This is a genomic window from Neptunicoccus cionae, from assembly GCF_002860325.1.
GTDB lineage: Bacteria > Pseudomonadota > Alphaproteobacteria > Rhodobacterales > Rhodobacteraceae > Amylibacter > Amylibacter lutimaris.
This window is the reverse complement of the sequence record NZ_PKOJ01000010.1, coordinates 1-18,033: the sequence shown is the minus strand read 5'-3', so window position 1 is coordinate 18,033 and position 18,033 is coordinate 1. Positions and strand designations below refer to the sequence as shown.

General features: G+C 57.6%; 17 protein-coding genes. 6 read left to right on the top strand and 11 right to left on the bottom strand.

The annotated features are described in order from the left end of the window. On the top strand, positions 1–900 hold the full coding sequence (locus C0U40_RS18515) for a hypothetical protein (RefSeq protein WP_101657284.1): 900 nt from the start codon (positions 1–3) through the stop codon (positions 898–900). A 58-nt stretch (positions 901–958) separates the two neighbouring features. Here the strand turns inward: C0U40_RS18515 and cobO are convergent, their stop codons facing one another. The 8 genes from cobO to C0U40_RS18475 form a co-directional block, all read right to left on the bottom strand. Beyond that, the gene (gene cobO / locus C0U40_RS18510; protein WP_101657283.1) at positions 959–1,567 is read right to left on the bottom strand and encodes a cob(I)yrinic acid a,c-diamide adenosyltransferase; all 609 of its coding nucleotides are present in this window, start codon (positions 1,565–1,567) and stop codon (positions 959–961) included. 134 nt (positions 1,568–1,701) lie between these two features. Beyond that, complete coding sequence (locus C0U40_RS18505) at positions 1,702–2,577, bottom strand: 3-hydroxybutyryl-CoA dehydrogenase (protein ID WP_101657282.1); 876 nt, start codon at positions 2,575–2,577, stop codon at positions 1,702–1,704. 63 nt (positions 2,578–2,640) lie between these two features. After that, positions 2,641–3,051, bottom strand: a complete 411-nt coding sequence (locus tag C0U40_RS18500; RefSeq protein ID WP_101657281.1) for a DUF1330 domain-containing protein — start codon at positions 3,049–3,051, stop codon at positions 2,641–2,643. Between the two features lie 137 nt (positions 3,052–3,188). After that, the gene (locus C0U40_RS18495; protein ID WP_101657280.1) at positions 3,189–4,115 is read right to left on the bottom strand and encodes an electron transfer flavoprotein subunit alpha/FixB family protein; all 927 of its coding nucleotides are present in this window, start codon (positions 4,113–4,115) and stop codon (positions 3,189–3,191) included. After that, entirely contained in the window at positions 4,115–4,876 is a 762-nt protein-coding gene (locus C0U40_RS18490) for an electron transfer flavoprotein subunit beta/FixA family protein (protein WP_101657279.1), read from the bottom strand. Before C0U40_RS18490 ends, C0U40_RS18495 begins: the two co-directional genes overlap by 1 nt. 243 nt (positions 4,877–5,119) lie before the next feature. Then, positions 5,120–5,692: a cob(I)yrinic acid a,c-diamide adenosyltransferase gene (locus C0U40_RS18485; protein WP_101657278.1), complete on the bottom strand. Its 573-nt coding sequence runs from the start codon at positions 5,690–5,692 to the stop codon at positions 5,120–5,122. A 1-nt stretch (position 5,693) separates the two neighbouring features. Next, complete coding sequence (locus C0U40_RS18480) at positions 5,694–5,894, bottom strand: twin transmembrane helix small protein (RefSeq protein ID WP_101657277.1); 201 nt, start codon at positions 5,892–5,894, stop codon at positions 5,694–5,696. 62 nt (positions 5,895–5,956) lie between these two features. Further along, positions 5,957–6,790, bottom strand: coding sequence for an SDR family NAD(P)-dependent oxidoreductase (locus C0U40_RS18475; protein ID WP_101657276.1), 834 nt, complete (start codon positions 6,788–6,790; stop codon positions 5,957–5,959). A 182-nt stretch (positions 6,791–6,972) separates the two neighbouring features. Here C0U40_RS18475 and C0U40_RS18470 point away from each other — a divergent pair, with 182 nt between their 5' ends. From C0U40_RS18470 to C0U40_RS18455, 4 genes are all read left to right on the top strand, one after another. Beyond that, positions 6,973–7,785 (top strand): SH3 domain-containing protein, encoded by an 813-nt coding sequence (locus tag C0U40_RS18470; protein WP_101657275.1) that lies wholly within the window; start codon positions 6,973–6,975, stop codon positions 7,783–7,785. Between the two features lie 96 nt (positions 7,786–7,881). Further along, the gene (locus C0U40_RS18465; protein WP_101657375.1) at positions 7,882–10,209 is read left to right on the top strand and encodes a DNA topoisomerase IV subunit A; all 2,328 of its coding nucleotides are present in this window, start codon (positions 7,882–7,884) and stop codon (positions 10,207–10,209) included. 130 nt (positions 10,210–10,339) lie between these two features. Continuing rightward, positions 10,340–11,635, top strand: coding sequence for a DUF898 family protein (locus C0U40_RS18460; RefSeq protein WP_101657274.1), 1,296 nt, complete (start codon positions 10,340–10,342; stop codon positions 11,633–11,635). Positions 11,636–11,652: 17 nt separating this feature from the next. After that, a complete protein-coding gene (locus C0U40_RS18455; RefSeq protein WP_101657273.1) occupies positions 11,653–12,768 on the top strand; it encodes a M48 family metallopeptidase in 1,116 nt (371 codons plus the stop codon). A gap of 42 nt (positions 12,769–12,810) precedes the next feature. Here the strand turns inward: C0U40_RS18455 and C0U40_RS18450 are convergent, their stop codons facing one another. The 3 genes from C0U40_RS18450 to C0U40_RS18440 all read right to left on the bottom strand — a co-directional run bounded on the left by C0U40_RS18450 (position 12,811) and on the right by C0U40_RS18440 (position 17,648). Further along, on the bottom strand, positions 12,811–13,998 hold the full coding sequence (locus tag C0U40_RS18450) for a YHYH protein (protein ID WP_101657272.1): 1,188 nt from the start codon (positions 13,996–13,998) through the stop codon (positions 12,811–12,813). Between the two features lie 135 nt (positions 13,999–14,133). Further along, positions 14,134–16,113 (bottom strand): bifunctional 2',3'-cyclic-nucleotide 2'-phosphodiesterase/3'-nucleotidase, encoded by a 1,980-nt coding sequence (locus tag C0U40_RS18445; protein ID WP_101657271.1) that lies wholly within the window; start codon positions 16,111–16,113, stop codon positions 14,134–14,136. A 161-nt stretch (positions 16,114–16,274) separates the two neighbouring features. Next, complete coding sequence (locus tag C0U40_RS18440) at positions 16,275–17,648, bottom strand: cytochrome P450 (RefSeq protein ID WP_101657270.1); 1,374 nt, start codon at positions 17,646–17,648, stop codon at positions 16,275–16,277. Positions 17,649–17,941: 293 nt separating this feature from the next. On the opposite strand from C0U40_RS18440, the gene C0U40_RS20125 reads away from it, so the two are divergent. Beyond that, positions 17,942–18,033: GTP-binding protein (locus tag C0U40_RS20125; RefSeq protein ID WP_132095103.1), on the top strand; the 92-nt coding region annotated here is incomplete at its 3' end.

The following is an 18,033-nucleotide window of genomic DNA, read 5'->3' as shown; positions in this document are numbered from 1 at the left end:
TTGGAACTTCGCATCTTATATGGCGCCCATCAAACTGCACAGGAACAGTTGCGGGCCCATCTGGAGCAGAACAGCGATCTGTTAGCAGAGCAGGGTATTATCATGCCCGCCGCAGAAATTGCCGAAGTCGCAGTGAATGCTGCGATCAAGGCTTTGCGCAAGGGCAATGCCGATGAAACCACAGCTGCAACGCTGATGGCCGAACTGTCCGGCGGTGTGGCCTGCAAGCGGCTTCTGGTCATCCGTCCGGCGATCAGCGGCTCGTGGATGCGTCCGACAAAAGAAGGCACGCTTTATCCACGCGGCAGTTCCACCGCCGTTCAACTGACCCGTCTGGTGGGGGCTGACAAGGTGCAGCTTTACTTTGCGACACGCAATCCGGCGAGTTTTCTGCCGGCCTGTTACAATCTGGTGGTGCAGGCCGATCCGAAACAGAGCTTTCAGGATTTCGCCTATCAGTCCGACCCTTCGGACCTGCGCTGGTCCGAATATCTGCACCGTGTACAGGGCAAGGAAAGCGAACTGCCCTTGACCGTCTGGTCCTACGAGGATTTCCCCTACATCTGGCGCAGCGTGGCACAGGCGTTTTCAGGCGTGGGCAACAAAGAGGATCTTGTGGCGGCAGAGGGCAACGCCCAGCCGGAAATGTCTCTGAAAGGGGCCATGCTGATGCAGGCGTATCTGGCAGAGCATCCGACCAGTGAAGAGCCTAAACTGCGCAAACTGGCGCATAAGTTTGAGGAAAAATTTCCGGCCAAGGCGGTTGATTTCGTGCCGGATGTCTGGCCGGTGGAGCTGGTAGAGGCGCTTTCAAACGCCTACGACGATGATAATTACTACATTGACCGGATGGAGAATATTCGCACCATCCGGCGCCCGGTTTATCCTGAAATGCTTTGAGCGATTGTTTCACGTAAAACGCTTGCCGTGAAACAGCCCCGTGAAACATAGGACGGCGTTAGTATTCCACGCCGATCTGCGCCTTGATACCAGAGCGGAACGGGTGTTTCACCAGTTCCATTTCCGTCACCAGATCAGCCAGTTCAATCAATTCTTCCTTGGCATTGCGTCCGGTCAGAACCACATGGGTCATTTCCGGTTTCTCGTTGGTAAGGAACTCCACCACTTCGTTCACATCGATATAGTCATAGCGCAAGGCGATGTTGATCTCGTCGAGCAGCACCATGTGATTGCTTTCGTCGCGGATCAGGGTCTTGGCCTGTTCCCAAGCGGCCTGCGCCATTTCCGTGTCGCGGGTCTTGTCCTGTGTTTCCCAGGTAAAGCCCTCGCCCATTGTGTGGAAAGAACAGATGTCGGTGAATTTTGACAGGATCAAATCCCGCTCGCCCGTGCTCATGCCGCCTTTGATGAACTGCACAACGCCGCATTTCATGTCATGGGCGATGCAGCGGAAGATCATCCCGAAAGCAGCCGAGGATTTCCCCTTGCCCTTGCCGGTGTGAACAATCACCAGACCCTTCTTTTCGGTCTTGGTGGCCATGATCTTGTCGCGGGCGGCCTTTTTCTTTGCCATTTTCATCGCGTGGCGTTCGGTATCTTCAGTCATTGCAGTTCCTCCTCAGCCCCCGGTCCAATCGGGGCGCAACCGGCACGGGTCCGGCGTGTCATTGCAGCATGATTGCCGCTTTTCCTGTCCCTGTACCATTGCACAGCGACAGGTTTAAAGCGTAGCGCGGCGGATTAGCGGGTCGGAACCGGCTCGTCCCCGCGATAGTCGTAAAAGCCGCGTTTGGATTTGCGACCTAGCCATCCGGCCTCAACGTATTTGGTCAGCAGCGGGCAGGGGCGGTATTTTGTGTCGGCCAGACCGTCATGCAGAACGTTCATAATCGCCAGACAGGTATCCAGCCCGATGAAATCCGCCAGTTCCAGCGGCCCCATAGGGTGATTGGCCCCGAGCTTCATCGACGTATCAATCGACTTCACGTTCCCGACGCCTTCGTACAGGGTGTAAATCGCTTCGTTGATCATCGGCATCAGGATGCGGTTCACGATAAAGGCAGGGAAGTCTTCGGCGGTGCTGCTGGTCTTGCCGATCTTGGCGACCACATCTTCCACAGCGCGGAAGGTTTCTTCGTCCGTGGCAATCCCGCGGATCAGTTCGACCAGTTGCATCACAGGCACCGGATTCATGAAGTGCAGACCCATGAATTGTTCGGGGCGGTCCGTGCGCGATGCCAGACGTGTGATGGAAATGGACGACGTGTTCGAGGTCAGGATGGTGTTCTTGCGCAGGTGCGGTAGAAGATCCTCGAAGATCGCCTGTTTGATGGCTTCCCGCTCTGTTGCGGCTTCGATCACCAGATCCACATCGCCACATTCCTGAAGCGTGCTGACGGGTGAGAGGTTTTTTAGCGTGCGGGCTTTGTCATCTTCGGTGATCAGGGAGCGGGCAATCGCACGGTCCAGGTTCTTGCTGATCGCGGCCATGCCTGCGTCCAGTGCCTCACGCGAGATGTCGTACAGGCGCACCTGATAACCGGCGAGTGCGAAAACATGGGCGATGCCGTTGCCCATCTGGCCTGCACCGATCACGCTGACTGTTTTGATTTCCATGAAGCTTCCTCTATGCTGCTGCGCAGCAATCTACACATTGCGCGGAAAGCTTCAAGCGATTGCTCAGCCGAAACCGGTGCCGCCCTCCAACTCGTGATGGGGGATCAGGCGGCTGTCGGCCACAGCGGCCTGCCGGTGAAAGACGATCGCCTGATAGGCGGGGTCAGTGACCATCTCCAGAAATGCGCCAAGCGTGGGATAACGGGCGATAAAGGCAATATCCCAGCTTTCATTGTCAGGCCCGATCAGCATTCCCTTCGGGCTGCCGCGCCAGATGATCTCTCCGCCAACGCGGGCAAAGATCGGGCCGCTCTCCGCACCGTAGGATTTATAGGCTTCTTCGCCTGTCGCTTTCCGCCCGTCCTTGTATTGCGCTTGTTCTCGCAGTTTCACGAGATTCAACATGCTGACAGGCTGGTCCCGTGGCAGGGATTTGAAGGCGTCGAACTGGGCGCGGGTCGGGTCGATATGCATGGCGGGCCTCTGTTGGTTCTGGCTGTTTGCCCCAGCCTAGCCGCGCCTGTTCGATCTGGGGAGAAAACGCCACGTCATCCCCGCGAACGAAAAAGCCCGCCACAGGGGCGGGCTTTTCCAAAACATTTGATACCGGATCAGAGCGCTTCTGTCAGCGCTGGCACAGCGTCGAAGAGGTCGGCCACAAGGCCGTAATCCGCAACCTGGAAGATCGGGGCTTCTTCGTCTTTGTTGATCGCAACGATCACTTTGGAGTCTTTCATCCCTGCAAGGTGCTGGATGGCGCCGGAGATACCGCAAGCGATATAAAGATCCGGTGCAACCACCTTACCTGTCTGACCAACCTGCCAGTCGTTCGGGGCATAGCCTGAATCCACCGCAGCGCGAGAGGCGCCAACAGCCGCACCGAGCTTGTCAGCCAGCGCTTCGATGATGGCAAAGCTTTCTTCGGAGCCAACACCACGACCACCGGACACGACGATCTTCGCAGATGTCAGGTCGGGGCGGTCGGATTCCTGAACCTTGTCTTCAACCCATTCGGACAGGTCGTTGCCGCCTGCTGCTGCGATGGTTTCAACAGAGGCAGAACCGCCGTCGCCAGCTGCATCAAAACCGGCGGTGCGGAAGGTGATAACCTTCTTTTCGTCGCCTGATTTTACAGTCTGGATCGCGTTGCCCGCATAGATCGGACGCTCGAATGTGTCAGCATCCACAACGCCGGTCACATCGGAAATCACCATTGCATCCAGCAGGGCCGCAACGCGGGGCAGGATATTTTTGGCGTCTGTTGTGGCAGGGGCTACGATGTGGCTGTAATCGCCAGCAAGGGAAACGATCAGATCGGCAGTGGCTTCGGCCAGACGGTGACCGTAGATCGCATCCTCGGCGCAAAGCACTTTGGACACGCCTGCGATTTTACCAGCTTCGGCAGCGGCATCCGCGCAGGTTGCGCCACAAGCCAGAACAGTTACTTCACCAAGAGACGTCGCCGCAGAAACTGCCTTGGCAGTCTGGTCCAGCGCAAGCTCGCCATCGTTGATTTCGGCAAGAAGAAGTACAGCCATTAGATAACCCCCGCTTCGTCTTTGAGTTTCGCAACCAGTTCGGCCACATCGGCAACCATCACACCAGCCGCGCGCGCAGCAGGTTCAGCGGTGCTGACAACAGTCAGACGAGGTGTCACATCCACGTCGTAATCAGCAGCTGTTTTCTCGTCCAGCGGCTTCTTCTTGGCTTTCATGATGTTTGGCAGGGACGCATAACGCGGCTCGTTCAAACGCAGGTCAACAGTAACAATCGCAGGCATCTTGATCTTGATGGTCTGCAGGCCGCCGTCTACTTCGCGGGTCACGGTGGCTTGGTCGCCATCAATGTCCAGCTCGGAAGCAAATGTGCCTTGGGACCAACCTGTCAGCGCAGCCAGCATCTGGCCTGTCGCGTTCATGTCGTTGTCGATCGCCTGTTTGCCTGCGAGAACCAGACCGGGCTGTTCTTCGTCGATCACGGCTTTCAGGATTTTTGCAACGGCCAGAGGCTCGATGTCTGTGTGAACATCATCCGCAGCCACAACCAGAATCGCGCGGTCTGCACCCATCGCCAGCGCTGTACGCAGGGTCTCTTGGGATTGCTTGACGCCGATGGAAACCGCTACGATTTCCTCTGCTTTGCCAGCCTCTTTCAGACGGATCGCTTCTTCTACAGCGATTTCGTCGAAAGGGTTCATGGACATTTTGACATTCGCCAGATCAACACCGCTGCCGTCCGCTTTCACGCGGACTTTCACGTTATAGTCGATCACGCGTTTGACAGGTACCAGTACCTTCATATGCGTTTCTCCTGTTTGTATTGCTCCGGGATTGGAGCAGGATTAAGAATCGTCCCGAATGGATTTACGAAAAACCTGTCAGTAACGATAGAGATAAATCGACGCGGCGGCCGCGTTTTACGCCAAGTTATTATGGCGAAAACGTTCCGTAACGCAGCGAAAACCACGGCCGGACCGTGGTATACACCGCTGCCTGCGGGTCCATTTTCTTCAAATATCCCCGCGCGGAGCGCTGTGAATTTCCTAGCGGTTCGCACCGGGCACCCATAAAATATCATCCGCACCGTTATTGTTCTCGACCCGTCCGGCCACAAAAAACCAGTCCGACAGACGGTTCAGATATTTTACCGCCGCAGGGTTCACGCTTTCGACGGTAGACAGTTCGACCGCCAGCCGCTCGGCCCGTCGCGACACGGTCCGGCACAGGTGCAGATGGGCTGCCAAAGCCGAGCCACCGGGCAGGATAAAGCTGCGCAGGGGCGAAAGGTCGCTGTTCATCCCGTCGATTTCGCGTTCCAGCCGGTCCACCTGTTCGTCATTGACCCGCAGGGGGGGGTATTCCGCATCCGCGTCTTTTTCCATTTCGGGGCGACACAAATCGGCACCGAGATCGAACAGATCATTCTGGATACGGGACAGGGCTTCGGCCAGATCACCGGTTGCGTGCAGGCGGGCCATGCCGACCGTGGCATTGGTTTCGTCGACGGTGCCATAGGCATTTACCCGTGCAGAGTGTTTTGCAACCCTTGCTCCGTTTCCAAGCGCTGTGTCCCCGCTGTCGCCTGTTCGGGTGTAAATCTTGTTTAGTACAACCATATCATCCCCCTGTTCCGCGCAGGATAACAAACAGCAGGATCAGGATGATAGCAATAGCCTGCGCAATAATCCGGTAGCGCATCAGCTTGTTGCCGTATTTGCGGTTGAAATCTCCGCCCGAAGTAAAGGATCCCAGTCCGATCATCAGCACGATGAACACGGCGAGGATCGCGAAGATTACGATGTAGTAAAAGACTGTCATAAGCAAAGGCCTCTCTTTGCTTTAGACATAATCGCTTCGGGCGCGGGGGCCACCGGTTTTTGCTACATGCGTCCAAATATCCCGTCGAGCGCACGGGTCGGCAGCAGACGCCGGAGTGCGCCGGCAGCATGGGTCGGCCATGTAACAAAGTAGCGAGGCTTGGGATTCGGGCTCTCAATCGCGTGGATCAGTTTCGCAGTCACAGCTTCGGGGCCGAGTTCGCCGCGATCCGGTTTGCTTCCTGTTTTCTTCAGCTTATCCAGCAACTCGATTTCATACTGATCACGTATTTCGCTGTTTTCCCAGTCGATCCAGCGCTCGAACTGTTTGATCGCGTTCTTGCGGAAATCGGTACGGATCGGTCCGGGTTCAATCAGGATTGTGCGGATGCCGGTCCCGTTCAGTTCCAGCCGCAGGGTATCCGTCATGCCCTCCAGAGCGAATTTTGTTGAATTGTAAGCTCCGCGATACCGCATCGCGGCGAAGCCGAGCACGGAAGAGCAGTTCACAATTCGCCCGTGTCCCTGTTTGCGCATCACGGGGATTACCTGTCGAATAAGATCAAAATGTCCGAAGAAATTTGCTTCAAAAATATGGCGTAACGCATCGCGGCTAAGATCTTCTACAGGGGCAGGGATGGCAAAAGCGCCATTGTTGAACAGGGCGTCCAGCGTTCCGCCGCTCTGGTCCAGGCAGGTTTGCAGGGCAGCGGTGATAGAGTCCTCGTCCGCGTAATCCAGCCGGAAGCTGTTCAGACCTTCGGATTGCAGCCTGTCACAATCCTCTTGTGCGCGGCATGTCGCGAAGACCTGCCAGCCCCTTTTGTGCAGGGTGTGCGCCGCATCGTAGCCGATCCCCGAAGAACAACCGGTGATGAGTATGGATCTGGAAGGCATGGGCAAAATCCTGCTTGAAGTCGAACAACCTTCCTTAACCGCGCGGGTCGGTTGGGTCCAGCGGGTCGGAAAAAATCTATGTTTTGTTATGTTTTTCTTGAAACAGGTCACAACTGCGCCATGTCAATCCCTAACCTGTCGGGTAGCGGGTTTTTGCTGAAACTGTTCTGGAAGGGGGACTCATGACACGTTTTTTTAACATCGTATTTATTGTGTGTTTGGCGGCGGTTTTTTACGTCCGGAGCGAAACACCGGAAACGCCGGTGGCTTCAGTGCAGGCAGCGAAAGCTTCCGGCGGTGCGGATGCCGAACTGGCGTCGATGGCTGAAGCAGAGGCTGTTTCACCCCTTGCAGCAGAAGAAGTGGCACGCGCTGCGAGGGACGCTGTTGCAGGCTCGGGCGATACAATGGTCCAAACTGCTGCTGCGAGTCCTGCGCCCCGTTCCAATGATGTCCGGTATATCATGGCCTCCAATCCCGCACGCACCCCGTTCACGGTGATGGCGGCAAGCTGGCAGCCCGCGCAAGCTGTTGCCAGCCCTGCCGTAGTGCAGGCAGCAGATACCCGAGCGGACAACCAGCCGGTGTTGGCTGCCGCATCTGCCGAAGCTGTTGTTCAGGCGGATAAAGAAATCGAAACCGTGATCGTGTCCGATCCTGTGAAGCCGTCAAAAGCCGTTGTGACTGTAGAAACAGAACAGCAGGGTGAAGCATCTGCAAGTGCTGCACCGCAAACCGAAGACTCAGCGGTAGAAACACCTGTGACAACAGAACAGGTGGCGGAGCCTGCGCCTGCCAAGCTGTGGAGCGTTTCCGGCAATGTGGTGAACGCCCGTTCCGGACCCGGCACCGGCAATGCAGTTCTGGACCAGCTCAAGCGTGGCGCGATCGTAGAGGATACCGGAGAGCGTGAGGGAAACTGGTCCCGCGTGATCGTTCAGGACAGCGGACTTGAGGTCTGGATGCACCGCGACTTTCTCAGCGAAGTTTCCTGACCCAGCAGCAGGCAGCGGATTCGCCCTGACAAGTAATTCGCGTCAAGATGAACTGTGATCTGGACGCGGATTCAACGGGGCTATATCACGATCTGCATGTCTGATACTTTTGATGATCCCGATTCAATTGCAAATGGTGGTGGCACTGCCGTAGAAACCCTGCGCCGTGCGATTGGCGACAGGTATCTGACCTACGCGCTGTCCACCATTATGCACCGCGCCCTGCCGGATGCCCGCGACGGGTTGAAACCTGTGCACCGCCGGATTCTCTATGCGATGAGCCGGTTGAAACTGGCCTCCAACGGCAAATATCTGAAATCTGCCAAGATCAGCGGCGACACGATGGGGGATTTCCATCCCCACGGCGATGCGGCGATCTATGATGCGATGGCCCGTCTGGCGCAGGATTTCAACGTCCGCTATCCGATGGTGGACGGTCAGGGCAACTTCGGGAACATCGACGGTGATAACCCTGCGGCGGCCCGTTACACCGAAGCGCGGATGACAGCCGTGGCCGAAGCCATGCTAGAAGGCATGGAAGAAAACGCCGTTGATTTTCGGGACAACTATGACGGCCGCCTGACCGAACCTTCGGTTCTGCCTGCCTCTTTCCCGAACCTTCTGGCCAACGGCTCTACCGGTATTGCGGTGGGGATGGCGACGAACATCCCGCCCCACAACATTGAGGAACTGTGTTCCGCCGCGATCCGTCTGGTGAAGGTGCCGGGCACAACGGATGAAAAACTGCTCGACTATGTGCCGGGTCCGGATTTCCCGACAGGTGGCGTATTGGTAGAGCCGCGCGAGAATATTGCGCAGGCCTATAAGACAGGGCGCGGCGCGTTTCGGGTGCGGGCGCGTTGGGAGAAAGAGGAACTGACGCGGGGCCAGTGGCAGATTGTTGTCACCGAAATTCCTTATCAGGTGGCAAAGTCCAAGCTGATCGAGAAGATCGCAGAACTGATCAACGCGAAGAAAATACCGATTCTGGCGGATGTGCGCGACGAAAGTGCGGATGACATCCGGCTGGTTCTGGAACCGCGCAGCAAGACTGTTGATCCGGTCGTTCTGATGGAAACCCTGTTCCGCCAGTCCGATCTGGAAACGCGGTTTTCCATGAACATGAACGTGCTGATTGACGGCCGCACCCCCAAAGTGTGCAGCCTGAAAGAAGTGTTGCGCGCTTTTGTAGACCACCGCCGCGATGTGTTGCTGCGCCGGTCGCAATTCCGGCTCGACAAGATCGAAAAGCGTTTGGAAGTGCTGGAAGGCTTTATTATTGCCTTCCTGAACCTCGACCGTGTGATCGACATCATCCGCTATGATGATGACCCCAAGGCCGCACTCTTGCTAGAGGACTGGTCCAAGGACCATCCCAAAGCCATGAGCGAGGCGGATTATATCGCGCCGTCCGATGTGATCGCACCGGACGCCGAACAACTGACCGAACCCCAGTCCGAAGCCATTCTGAACATGCGTCTGCGCAGCTTGCGCCGTCTGGAAGAAATGGAACTGCGCAAGGAGCGCGAGGAACTCTGGGCCGAACTGGATGCGCTCGAAAAACTGATCGGTTCGGAAGACCTGCAATGGGAGCGGATCGTCGAAGAGCTGAAAGAGACACGCACCCGCTTTGGCAAGAAGTCTCCGGGCGGGCAGCGTCGCACCTTGCTGGAGGATGCGCCGGAGTTTGAGGAAGTGCCGCTGGAAGCCATGATCGAGCGGGAGCCGATCACGGTGGTCTGTTCCGCGATGGGCTGGATCAGGGCGATGAAGGGGCATATCGACCTCAAGCAGGACCTGAAGTTCAAGGATGGAGACGAGGGCCGCTTCCTGTTCCATGCGGAAACCACGGACCGGCTTTTGCTGCTGGGCTCGAACGGACGGTTTTACACGCTCGGCTGTAATGCTCTGCCCGGGGGGCGCGGCATGGGGGAACCTGTGCGCCTGATGGTGGAACTGCCCAACGAGGTGGAAATGGTCACGATGTTCCTGCACAAACCGGGCCGCAAACTGCTGGTGGCCAGCAGTGCAGGCGACGGTTTTGTTGTGGCAGAGGATGATGTGATCGCACAGACCCGCACGGGGCGGCAGGTTCTGAATGTGCGCAACGACGTAAAGGCACTGGTCTGCACCCCTGTCGAAGGGGACCACGTGGCCTGTGTCGGTGAAAACCGCAAGGTTTTGGTCTTCCCTGTCAGCGAACTGCCCGAACTTGGCCGTGGCAAGGGTGTCCGCCTGCAAAAATACAAGGACGGCGGGCTGAGTGACGCCAAAACCTTCAATCTGGCCGAAGGTCTTAGCTGGCTTGATCCGGCAGGGCGCACCCGCACCCAGCTTGAACTGGACGAATGGATCGGCAAACGGGCAAGCGCTGGCCGCATGGCGCCGCGCGGGTTCCCGCGGGACAACAAGTTCACCGATTAAGATCAGAACAGCCGGCGCGGGATCACGTGCCGGTTGTTTGCCATCCTCGGATGACCGTGGAATACAGCTTTCCTGTTTCGCGCTGGCCGTGCATTATCCCCCAAAGCCAAAGATTTTCTGAAAGGCCATTATGAGCAGCGCAACGCCGAATGACCCGTTTTCCCGCCTGACAGCCCATGCGGACAGCCCGTCTGACGGACCGACTGATCCGCCCATGCAGGTGGATTATCGCGGGACACAGGGGCCGCTGTTCCGGCTTGGCCTGAAAACCGCCTTGTTAACGCTTGTGACGCTTGGCCTTTACCGCTTTTGGGCCAAAACCCGCGTGCGCAAATACTTCTGGTCGGCTACGGCACCGGGTGGTGATCCGATGGAATATACCGGCAACGGGCTGGAAAAACTTCTGGGCTTTCTGATCGCGGTGGCGTTTCTGGCGGTTTATCTGGGGCTGTTCCAACTGCTTTTGATGTTCGCGGGGCTGTCCCTGTTGTCCGGTTCGGGCAGCGGGCAGGATACGGCGCTGCAGATTGCGGCGAGTCAGGCCACGCTGGTGGCGGTCTTTCCCTTTATCTTTTATGCCCAGTACCGCGCACGTCGTTATATCCTGTCCCGCACCCGCTGGCGCGGGGTGCGGTTCGGGGTGGAACCGGCGGCTTGGGGCTATGTCTGGCGGGCCACGGGGCACTGGATTCTGACGATCCTGTCCCTTGGCCTTTTGCTGCCGCGTCAGACCTTCCTGCTGGAGAAATACAAGATCGACCGGACGTGGTACGGCAATGCGCGGTTTGAACAGCATGGCCGCTGGCAGAGCCTGTATCCCGCGATGAAACACTACTTCATAGCGGCGGCCGCGATGGCGATCCCTGCCTTGCTTGCCGCCTCCAGCGGCCAGCCGGTCTGGCTGGTGCTAACGTTTTTTGGCGCTTTGTGGTTCTACTATGCGGTCGTTTACTATTCGGTCGCGTCTTTCCGGATCATGGCGGAGACAAAGCGGCTCGGCAATACGGTGCAGTTCACGTCGACCCCGCGTGGCGCCAAAGTGTTCTGGACCTATGTTCTGGGCGGTCTTTTGTCGTCAACCTGTGCGGGGATGGTGTTCTCGGCCTTTTTCATCATAGCGGGGAATTTCCTTGGCTCTTCCGATTTGTTCGCAGTCGAAGACCTGACCGAATTCGACGGACTGGCAGACTTCGGGCTGGCCGAGGCGATCGGCATCTTCATGGTCTTTGTGGGCTATATCATGATGCTGGTGCTTTACGGGGTGTTTGCCCTGATCTTTGTGCGCCAACCCGTTCTGGAGCATTACGTGCAGGAGACGCAAATCCTGAACCCTGCCGCGCTGGACGACATTCAGCAACGCAGCCGTGACGAAATGGTCGAAGCCGAAGGCTTCGCAGATGCGCTGGATGTGGGCGCTGCGATCTAACAACGAAAGGGACGGTTGTGAAAACGGAAGAACCGGCCAAGGGTAAGTATTTCGATGGCGCATCGGCGCGTCAGCACCGTGTTCTGGTGCATCGCGACCATCTTCACGGAACCGAGGTTCTGGTGATCCGGCCCGAAAATGGCGCGGACATCATCTGGCCAGTGTCGGAGCTGCGCGAGGTCACGGATCAGGCGCGGGATGAAGGGATTGTCTTGCGGCAGGGACAGGACGGGATCGCCCGTCTGATCCTGCCCCATGGCCCTGCCGAAGAAATCATCCGCGCTATTGCGCCCAATCTGGGTAAGGTGAGAGTGTCCCGTTCCAAGTTCCGTCAGCTGGCCCTGTGGAGCTGCGGGGCCGTGGCGTCTGTGGTGATTATTATGGTTGTGATCCTGCCCTCTCTGGCCAACCAGCTAGCGACAATGATCCCGCCTGATAAAGAGGCCGCCCTGGGACGTACAGCGCTGGCCCAGATCAGTACATTTCTGGGGGGCGACGAAGCGGAAATGACCTGTGAAAGCCCTGAGGGATCAGACGCACTACGCAAGATGACTGCGCGGATCGTCGGGGAGGCAGAGGTGCCTTACGATTTGAAAGTGAAAGTGTTCGATCACGAGATGATAAACGCTTTTGCAGTGCCCGGTGGTCAGGTGGTGCTGTTTCGCGGATTAATCGATGCAGCCCAATCGCCCGAAGAGGTGGCGGGGGTTCTGGGACATGAAGTCGGCCATGTGGTAAACCGTGATCCGACACGGCTTATGCTGCGCTCTGCCGGATCGGTGGGGATACTTGGTATGGTGTTCGGTGATTTTGCCGGTGGCGCACTGGCGCTGGTGCTGGCGGAACAGATGATTTCGGCAAAATACTCTCAACAGGCGGAAACCGGTGCCGATGTGTTTGCCCACGAACGGTTGGCGGCGGCGGGGTTGCCTGCCAATTCTTTTGCGCAATTCTTTATCACCTTGCGAGAAGAACACGGCGATACAGCAGGTTTCATGTCCCATCTGGCGAGCCATCCGGACCTGCAAGGCCGCGCCGATGCGGCCCGTGCCGCTGATGCCATAGGCGACGGTCCGTTTACACCGGTTCTCAACCCGTCAGAATGGCGCGCTCTGCAAAACATTTGCGACTAGGCGCTGACTGTCTGTCGGGTGTGACTGGAGCCTTTGGCCCGGTTACCGGTCGGGAGGTGGAGGCAGAGCTTCCCGCAAGGCGCTTTCACGATTGCCGAGCGCCTTGGCAGCAGCCGTGAAATCCAGTTTGGGGCCGCCATTTGCTTCGAGTACCTCACCGAGTTTTTCAGGTGCAATCCCTAAGGATTTTGCAGCTTCTTCGAAGCCTGGCGGCAATCCTCGCTGGCCCTGTCCACCCCCTGGCGGGTCATGGCGGGTAATTACGGTTCCTTCGGGCGGATTGGCTCCGACCCCGACTTGTGCCGTTGTGCTGAAATTGTCTTGAGCCACAACACCTGCCAGACAAGGCGGCAGATTCGGAAAATCGGTGCTGGCGTGATAGTGATAGACCGGCTTTTCGGAATGGGCAGTTCTACCTGTGTGTCCGTTGCAGGCATCCAGCCCTTCGGGAGCACTTCCGTCAGCATCCTGACTGCCGTAAATGGAAAATCCGTCAAAAGCAAAGCCGAAACGGGCCGTAGGATCTTGGGTGAGTGCGCATTCGGCGTCCACGCCTTCGGTTTTGAAAGTGGTCTCGATATCGCTTGAGGCCGCGTGCCAATGATACCAGCCGCCAGGGTCGATATGTCCGCCGCAAGTATCGAGCGCTGGCATATGTCCGGTGTGGTGGACCGAAGGGGCGTCCGAGAAAACCGGCACGCCATTCAGGGCTATGCCGACTTTGCCCACGACCCCAAGCTGCATGGGCTTGTCTGCCATAACAGGGTCAGAGGGTAGTAGTGCGGTGATCCTGACGGTTTCATCCGGCGCGACATTGATGCAGGTATGTTCTTGCACCGGTTCAGCGACAGAGATGTCAGAGGTAAATACGTTGCCCGCGTCATCAAACATTTTATAGCCAAGTTCGGCCAGCATCTTCAGGTAGTCGCCATCAACACGGTAAAGCCCCGCGTTCTCGCCGTCCCAGTCCCAGATCCCGCCTTTCTGATCCAGCGTAGACGGGCAGAAGGGGCCGATTTCCAGATCGGCAGGTTTGTAATTCACAATGATCCGCGCACACTGGGCGCTGTCACCGTTCGCGAGTGTGCAATCCTGAATTTGTACCGGTTGGGTCAAACCTGAAAAATTGAGGTCTCCGCCATGATTGTGCGCGTCATGGGCATGAAGGGGCGTGGCCCCAACGATCAGCGCTGCAACAAGTTTTGCTGTGATACTTCGGGAGGGAGTCATCAATCGTCACGTCCGCTTTTTGGTATTCTCAAAGCTGGTACGTGCGGCTGCTCGCTTTCCGTCGCAATTTTTTTCAAATTTTTGCGAGCAGATAGGGCAGGGGGCGAATTTCGGGTTCGCCCCCGCCCATTGTATCTACCCGAGTGTGATGCGGTAGCGTGCAAACCCGTCTGGTCCGTCGCCGGCCTGTTCAAGCTGGACGCCCTTCACATCGGAAATCCGCTCCGCCCCTTTCGGGCCGGTGTCAAACAGGACGCTGGTGTTTTCAAGCGGCGCAAAACCCCAATTGCCATCGGCTGTCGGGTTGATGGTTCCCTGTTCCACGATGTAGCGCACGATCACATCGCGGTTGGTGTCCGGACCCTCAAAGACAATCGTATCGCCCATCGCACCCGGGAAAGCACCGCCGCCGCTGGCGCGATAATTGTTGGTGGCCACGATGAATTCCATATCATCCGTGACAGGTTTCCCCTGATACATGAGATCCACAATCCGGCTGGCTTCGGGATTGATCACCACCCCTTTCGCGTCGAATTTTGAAGGCTGGGACAGGTCGATTTTGTAGGTCACACCGTCCATCACATCAAAGTTGTAGGATGGAAATTCGGGGTTCAGCAGAACCTGATCCGCCTTTCCCGGTTCAACACGGTTGAACATACCGGCAGACCGTTCCAACCAGCCCCGCACCTGTGCGCCGTTCACCTTCACCGCGCGCACCGTGTTGGGGTACAGGTAAAGATCCGACACGTTCTTGATCGCGACATCGCCTTTTGGCACATCTGTGTAATACTCCGGTCCGCCCCGACCACCCGCCTTAAACGGGGCTGCGGCAGAGAGGATCGGCAGGGCTTCGTATTCGGTGCCCTTCATCATCTCGGTGATATACCAGGTCTGGGCCTGGGAAACGATCTGCACCGAAGGATCATCCGCCACCAGCGCAAAATAGGAATGCAACGGCGCATCGGTTTTCCCGACCGAGCGGCGTACATAGGCAAGCGTTGCATCATGTTCCGCCTGAACGCTGTTTTCCACCATGGCGACACTGTCCACCAGCGCCACCGTTTTGCGGTTTTCGTCCCGTTCGGAAATCGGGCGGGTTTCGGTGGAGGATGTGACCACCTGCCATTCGTTGCCGGATTTCTCCAGCATCAGGTCGATCACGCCAAGGTGCGATCCCCAGAAGCCGCCCATCGTTGCGGGTTTGCCGTGGATGGTGCCTTTGTCCGCGTCAACTGCGGCAAAGCCTGCGTATTTCTCGCTCGGGAAGACCAGATGGCTGTGACCTGTCATCAGCGCGTCGATCCCTTCCACTGCGGCCAGCGGCACAGAGGCGTTTTCCATGCCGTCAGTTTCCTGTGCCGCCCCGATGCCGGAATGGGACAGCGCGATGATAATATCGGCCCCTTTCTCTTTCATTTCCGGCACCCAGGCGCGGGCGGTTTCCAGAATATCGCGGGCCTGAACCTTGCCTTCCAGATGGCGGCGGTCCCAGTTCATGATCTGGGGCGGTACAAAGCCGATCAGCCCGATTTTTAGGCTGTGGGTTTCACCGGACCCGTCGGTGATTTCCTTGTCGAGGATCACATAGGGTTTCACCAGACCCTTGTCCGCACGGGGATTGGCGCCTTTTTCTGTCACCACATTGGCGCTGACCACAGGGAATTCAGCACCGGCAAGGGATTTCATGAGGAAGTCCAGACCGTAGTTGAACTCATGGTTGCCAAGGGTCGATGCCTCATATCCGAGCGTGTTCATCGCCGTGATGATCGGATGGGTGTCGCCCTCTTTCATGCCCCGCTCGTAGGCGATGTAATCTCCCATCGGGTTGCCTTGAAGAAAGTCACCGTTGTCAACCAGCATGGAGTTGGTGGATTCCGCGCGGATCGTGTCGATATGGGCGGCTGTGCGGGCCAGACCAACATTATCCGCCGGACGGTCGGCGTAATAGTCGTAAGGAAAGACGTGGACGTGCAGATCGGTGGTTTCCATGATCCGCAAATGGGCCTGATTGGCGGCCGCGTTGGCAGAGAAAGGATGCAGCGCCAGCAAGGCGGTGGAGGCCGCGCCGGCCCCTAGAAAACTGCGGCGATTCATCTGGGTAAAAGGTCGTGTCATGGTGTTACTCCCGTTGGCTGTTGGCAGGGTCCGACCGATAGGGGCCGGATATGCCGCGCACCTAGCACGAGGGTGTGACAGTCTTGTGAAACCCCCATAGCCAGGGCAAAGCGAATGCCAAAGCCTAGGACTCTTTCAGGTCTGAAACAAGAAAATCCGTGTCAGCTCTGCGGGGCGGCGGAGATGCGCAGCGGAACACCGCCTTCGGGGCGCAAGGTGACAACCAGCACAGGTTTCGGATCGCGCCCTTCCATGCGTTCGAAACGGAAGCGGGAAACCAGCGTGGACAGGATGATAGTGGCTTCGACCATCGCGAAATGGCTGCCGATACAGATGCGGGGGCCGTCGCCAAAGGGCAGCCAGCTATAGCGGTCGTGGCTGGCATCAGGGCCGAAACGCTCCGGTTTGAAAGCATCCGGCTCGTCCCAGAGCAATGTGTTGCGGTGCAGGGCATAGACCGGCAGCATCACTGTATCCTTGCGCCGGATTTCGCGGCCGCACAATGTGTCCGCAGCCTGCGCCGTGCGGGACAGGAAGGCCGCAGGGGGATAGAGCCGCAGTGTCTCTTTGATGACTTGCGTGCAATAGGGCATCCGTTCAGTATCGGCGCCAGTTGCGATCCGGCCCTGCAGTACAGATTGCGCCTCTGCCCGTAGCTTGTCCTGAACTTCGGGATCGAACGCGCAGAGGTAAAGCGCCCAGCTTAGGGTCAGGGCGGTCGTTTCATGGCCCGCTACGATAAAGGTCAGCAAATTGTCCCGCAATTCTGCGCTGTTCATCTGGCGGCCGGTTTCCGGATCAGATCCTTCGAGCAGCAGGTCCAGCAGGTCCGGCACAGGTTTGGGGCCACTGGCACGGCGGGCGTTGATGCTTTCGTCCGCGATGGATTTCATATTTCCGAGGGAATTCGGGCCAAAGATCCGTGACCAGCGCGGCACCCATGTCGGCACACCCAGCACATCAAATAGGGAGACCCGCGCGGTCTGGTCGATATAGGCATCAATCGCTTTGTGAACACCACTGCTGTCCATTGTGCCGGTGCCCGAAAAGGTGACATCGGAAATCACTTCAAATGTGGCGCGGACCATTTCGTCGAACACATCTGCCTGACCGCCACAGTTTTCAAGCCGCTGGCAAACCGCCTCTGCGCTGGCCGACATGATCGGCGCAAGGGCAGCGATGTTGCGATGGGAAAACACCGGTGCCGCAGCACGGCGCTGCCAGCGCCAGTGCGCTCCTTCCGCAATGAACAGGCTGTCGCCGATGGCAGGGCGCAGGATATTCTTGGTCACATCGGACTTCGGATAGACATCCAGCTTTTCCTTCAGGATGCGCCGGTTTGCTTCCGGGTCCATCACCATATGCCAGCGGATAATACCTGTCTTACCGGTGATGATCGGCTGTTTGGTGGCAATTTCGGGAATGATTTCGATCAGGTTCTCCCGCGCCTTGCGAAGGGTCTGTAAAATCCCCAACGGCTGTTTCACAAGTTCGACCTTGGGCGGCAGGGCAGGGGGGCGGGTTCCGTCAGGCATAATCAGGCTCCTATAGGCTTAGTATAGGCCAAACCGCCGCTGCTTCCAGAGGTTTGCTTGGACAGTTTCAGGGCAAAACCGGCGGGTTGACGGCGGGAACAGAGCTCGGGTACGGATTTCACCCTGACAGACTGGGGATGCGACGTGTTTTCCCCAATTTGACGGTTGATTTTTGTGTTCAGGCCAATTACCTGACAGCAAATCGGAATCGGGGTGCAGTCGCATCTCTACGGGTCTTGTGGTAAGGCCTATCACACTTGGCACTGTCGTGCCGCATGAAGACGGAGGCCATGATGGCAAAAGAGAAATTTGAACGCACGAAGCCGCATTGTAACATCGGTACAATCGGCCACGTTGACCACGGCAAGACGACTCTGACGGCTGC

Coding starts and splice junctions, on each gene's coding strand:
- C0U40_RS18490 (WP_101657279.1), bottom strand. CDS start 4,876: ATGAAGGTACTGGTACCTGTCAAACGCGTGATCGACTATAACGTGAAA.
- C0U40_RS18480 (WP_101657277.1), bottom strand. CDS start 5,894: ATGACAGTCTTTTACTACATCGTAATCTTCGCGATCCTCGCCGTGTTC.
- C0U40_RS18495 (WP_101657280.1), bottom strand. CDS start 4,115: ATGGCTGTACTTCTTCTTGCCGAAATCAACGATGGCGAGCTTGCGCTG.
- C0U40_RS18445 (WP_101657271.1), bottom strand. CDS start 16,113: ATGACACGACCTTTTACCCAGATGAATCGCCGCAGTTTTCTAGGGGCC.
- cobO (WP_101657283.1), bottom strand. CDS start 1,567: ATGACTGAAGATACCGAACGCCACGCGATGAAAATGGCAAAGAAAAAG.
- C0U40_RS18465 (WP_101657375.1), top strand. CDS start 7,882: ATGTCTGATACTTTTGATGATCCCGATTCAATTGCAAATGGTGGTGGC.
- C0U40_RS18500 (WP_101657281.1), bottom strand. CDS start 3,051: ATGCATATCGACCCGACCCGCGCCCAGTTCGACGCCTTCAAATCCCTG.
- C0U40_RS18475 (WP_101657276.1), bottom strand. CDS start 6,790: ATGCCTTCCAGATCCATACTCATCACCGGTTGTTCTTCGGGGATCGGC.
- C0U40_RS18450 (WP_101657272.1), bottom strand. CDS start 13,998: ATGACTCCCTCCCGAAGTATCACAGCAAAACTTGTTGCAGCGCTGATC.
- C0U40_RS18485 (WP_101657278.1), bottom strand. CDS start 5,692: ATGGTTGTACTAAACAAGATTTACACCCGAACAGGCGACAGCGGGGAC.
- C0U40_RS18470 (WP_101657275.1), top strand. CDS start 6,973: ATGACACGTTTTTTTAACATCGTATTTATTGTGTGTTTGGCGGCGGTT.
- C0U40_RS18505 (WP_101657282.1), bottom strand. CDS start 2,577: ATGGAAATCAAAACAGTCAGCGTGATCGGTGCAGGCCAGATGGGCAAC.
- C0U40_RS18440 (WP_101657270.1), bottom strand. CDS start 17,648: ATGCCTGACGGAACCCGCCCCCCTGCCCTGCCGCCCAAGGTCGAACTT.
- C0U40_RS18460 (WP_101657274.1), top strand. CDS start 10,340: ATGAGCAGCGCAACGCCGAATGACCCGTTTTCCCGCCTGACAGCCCAT.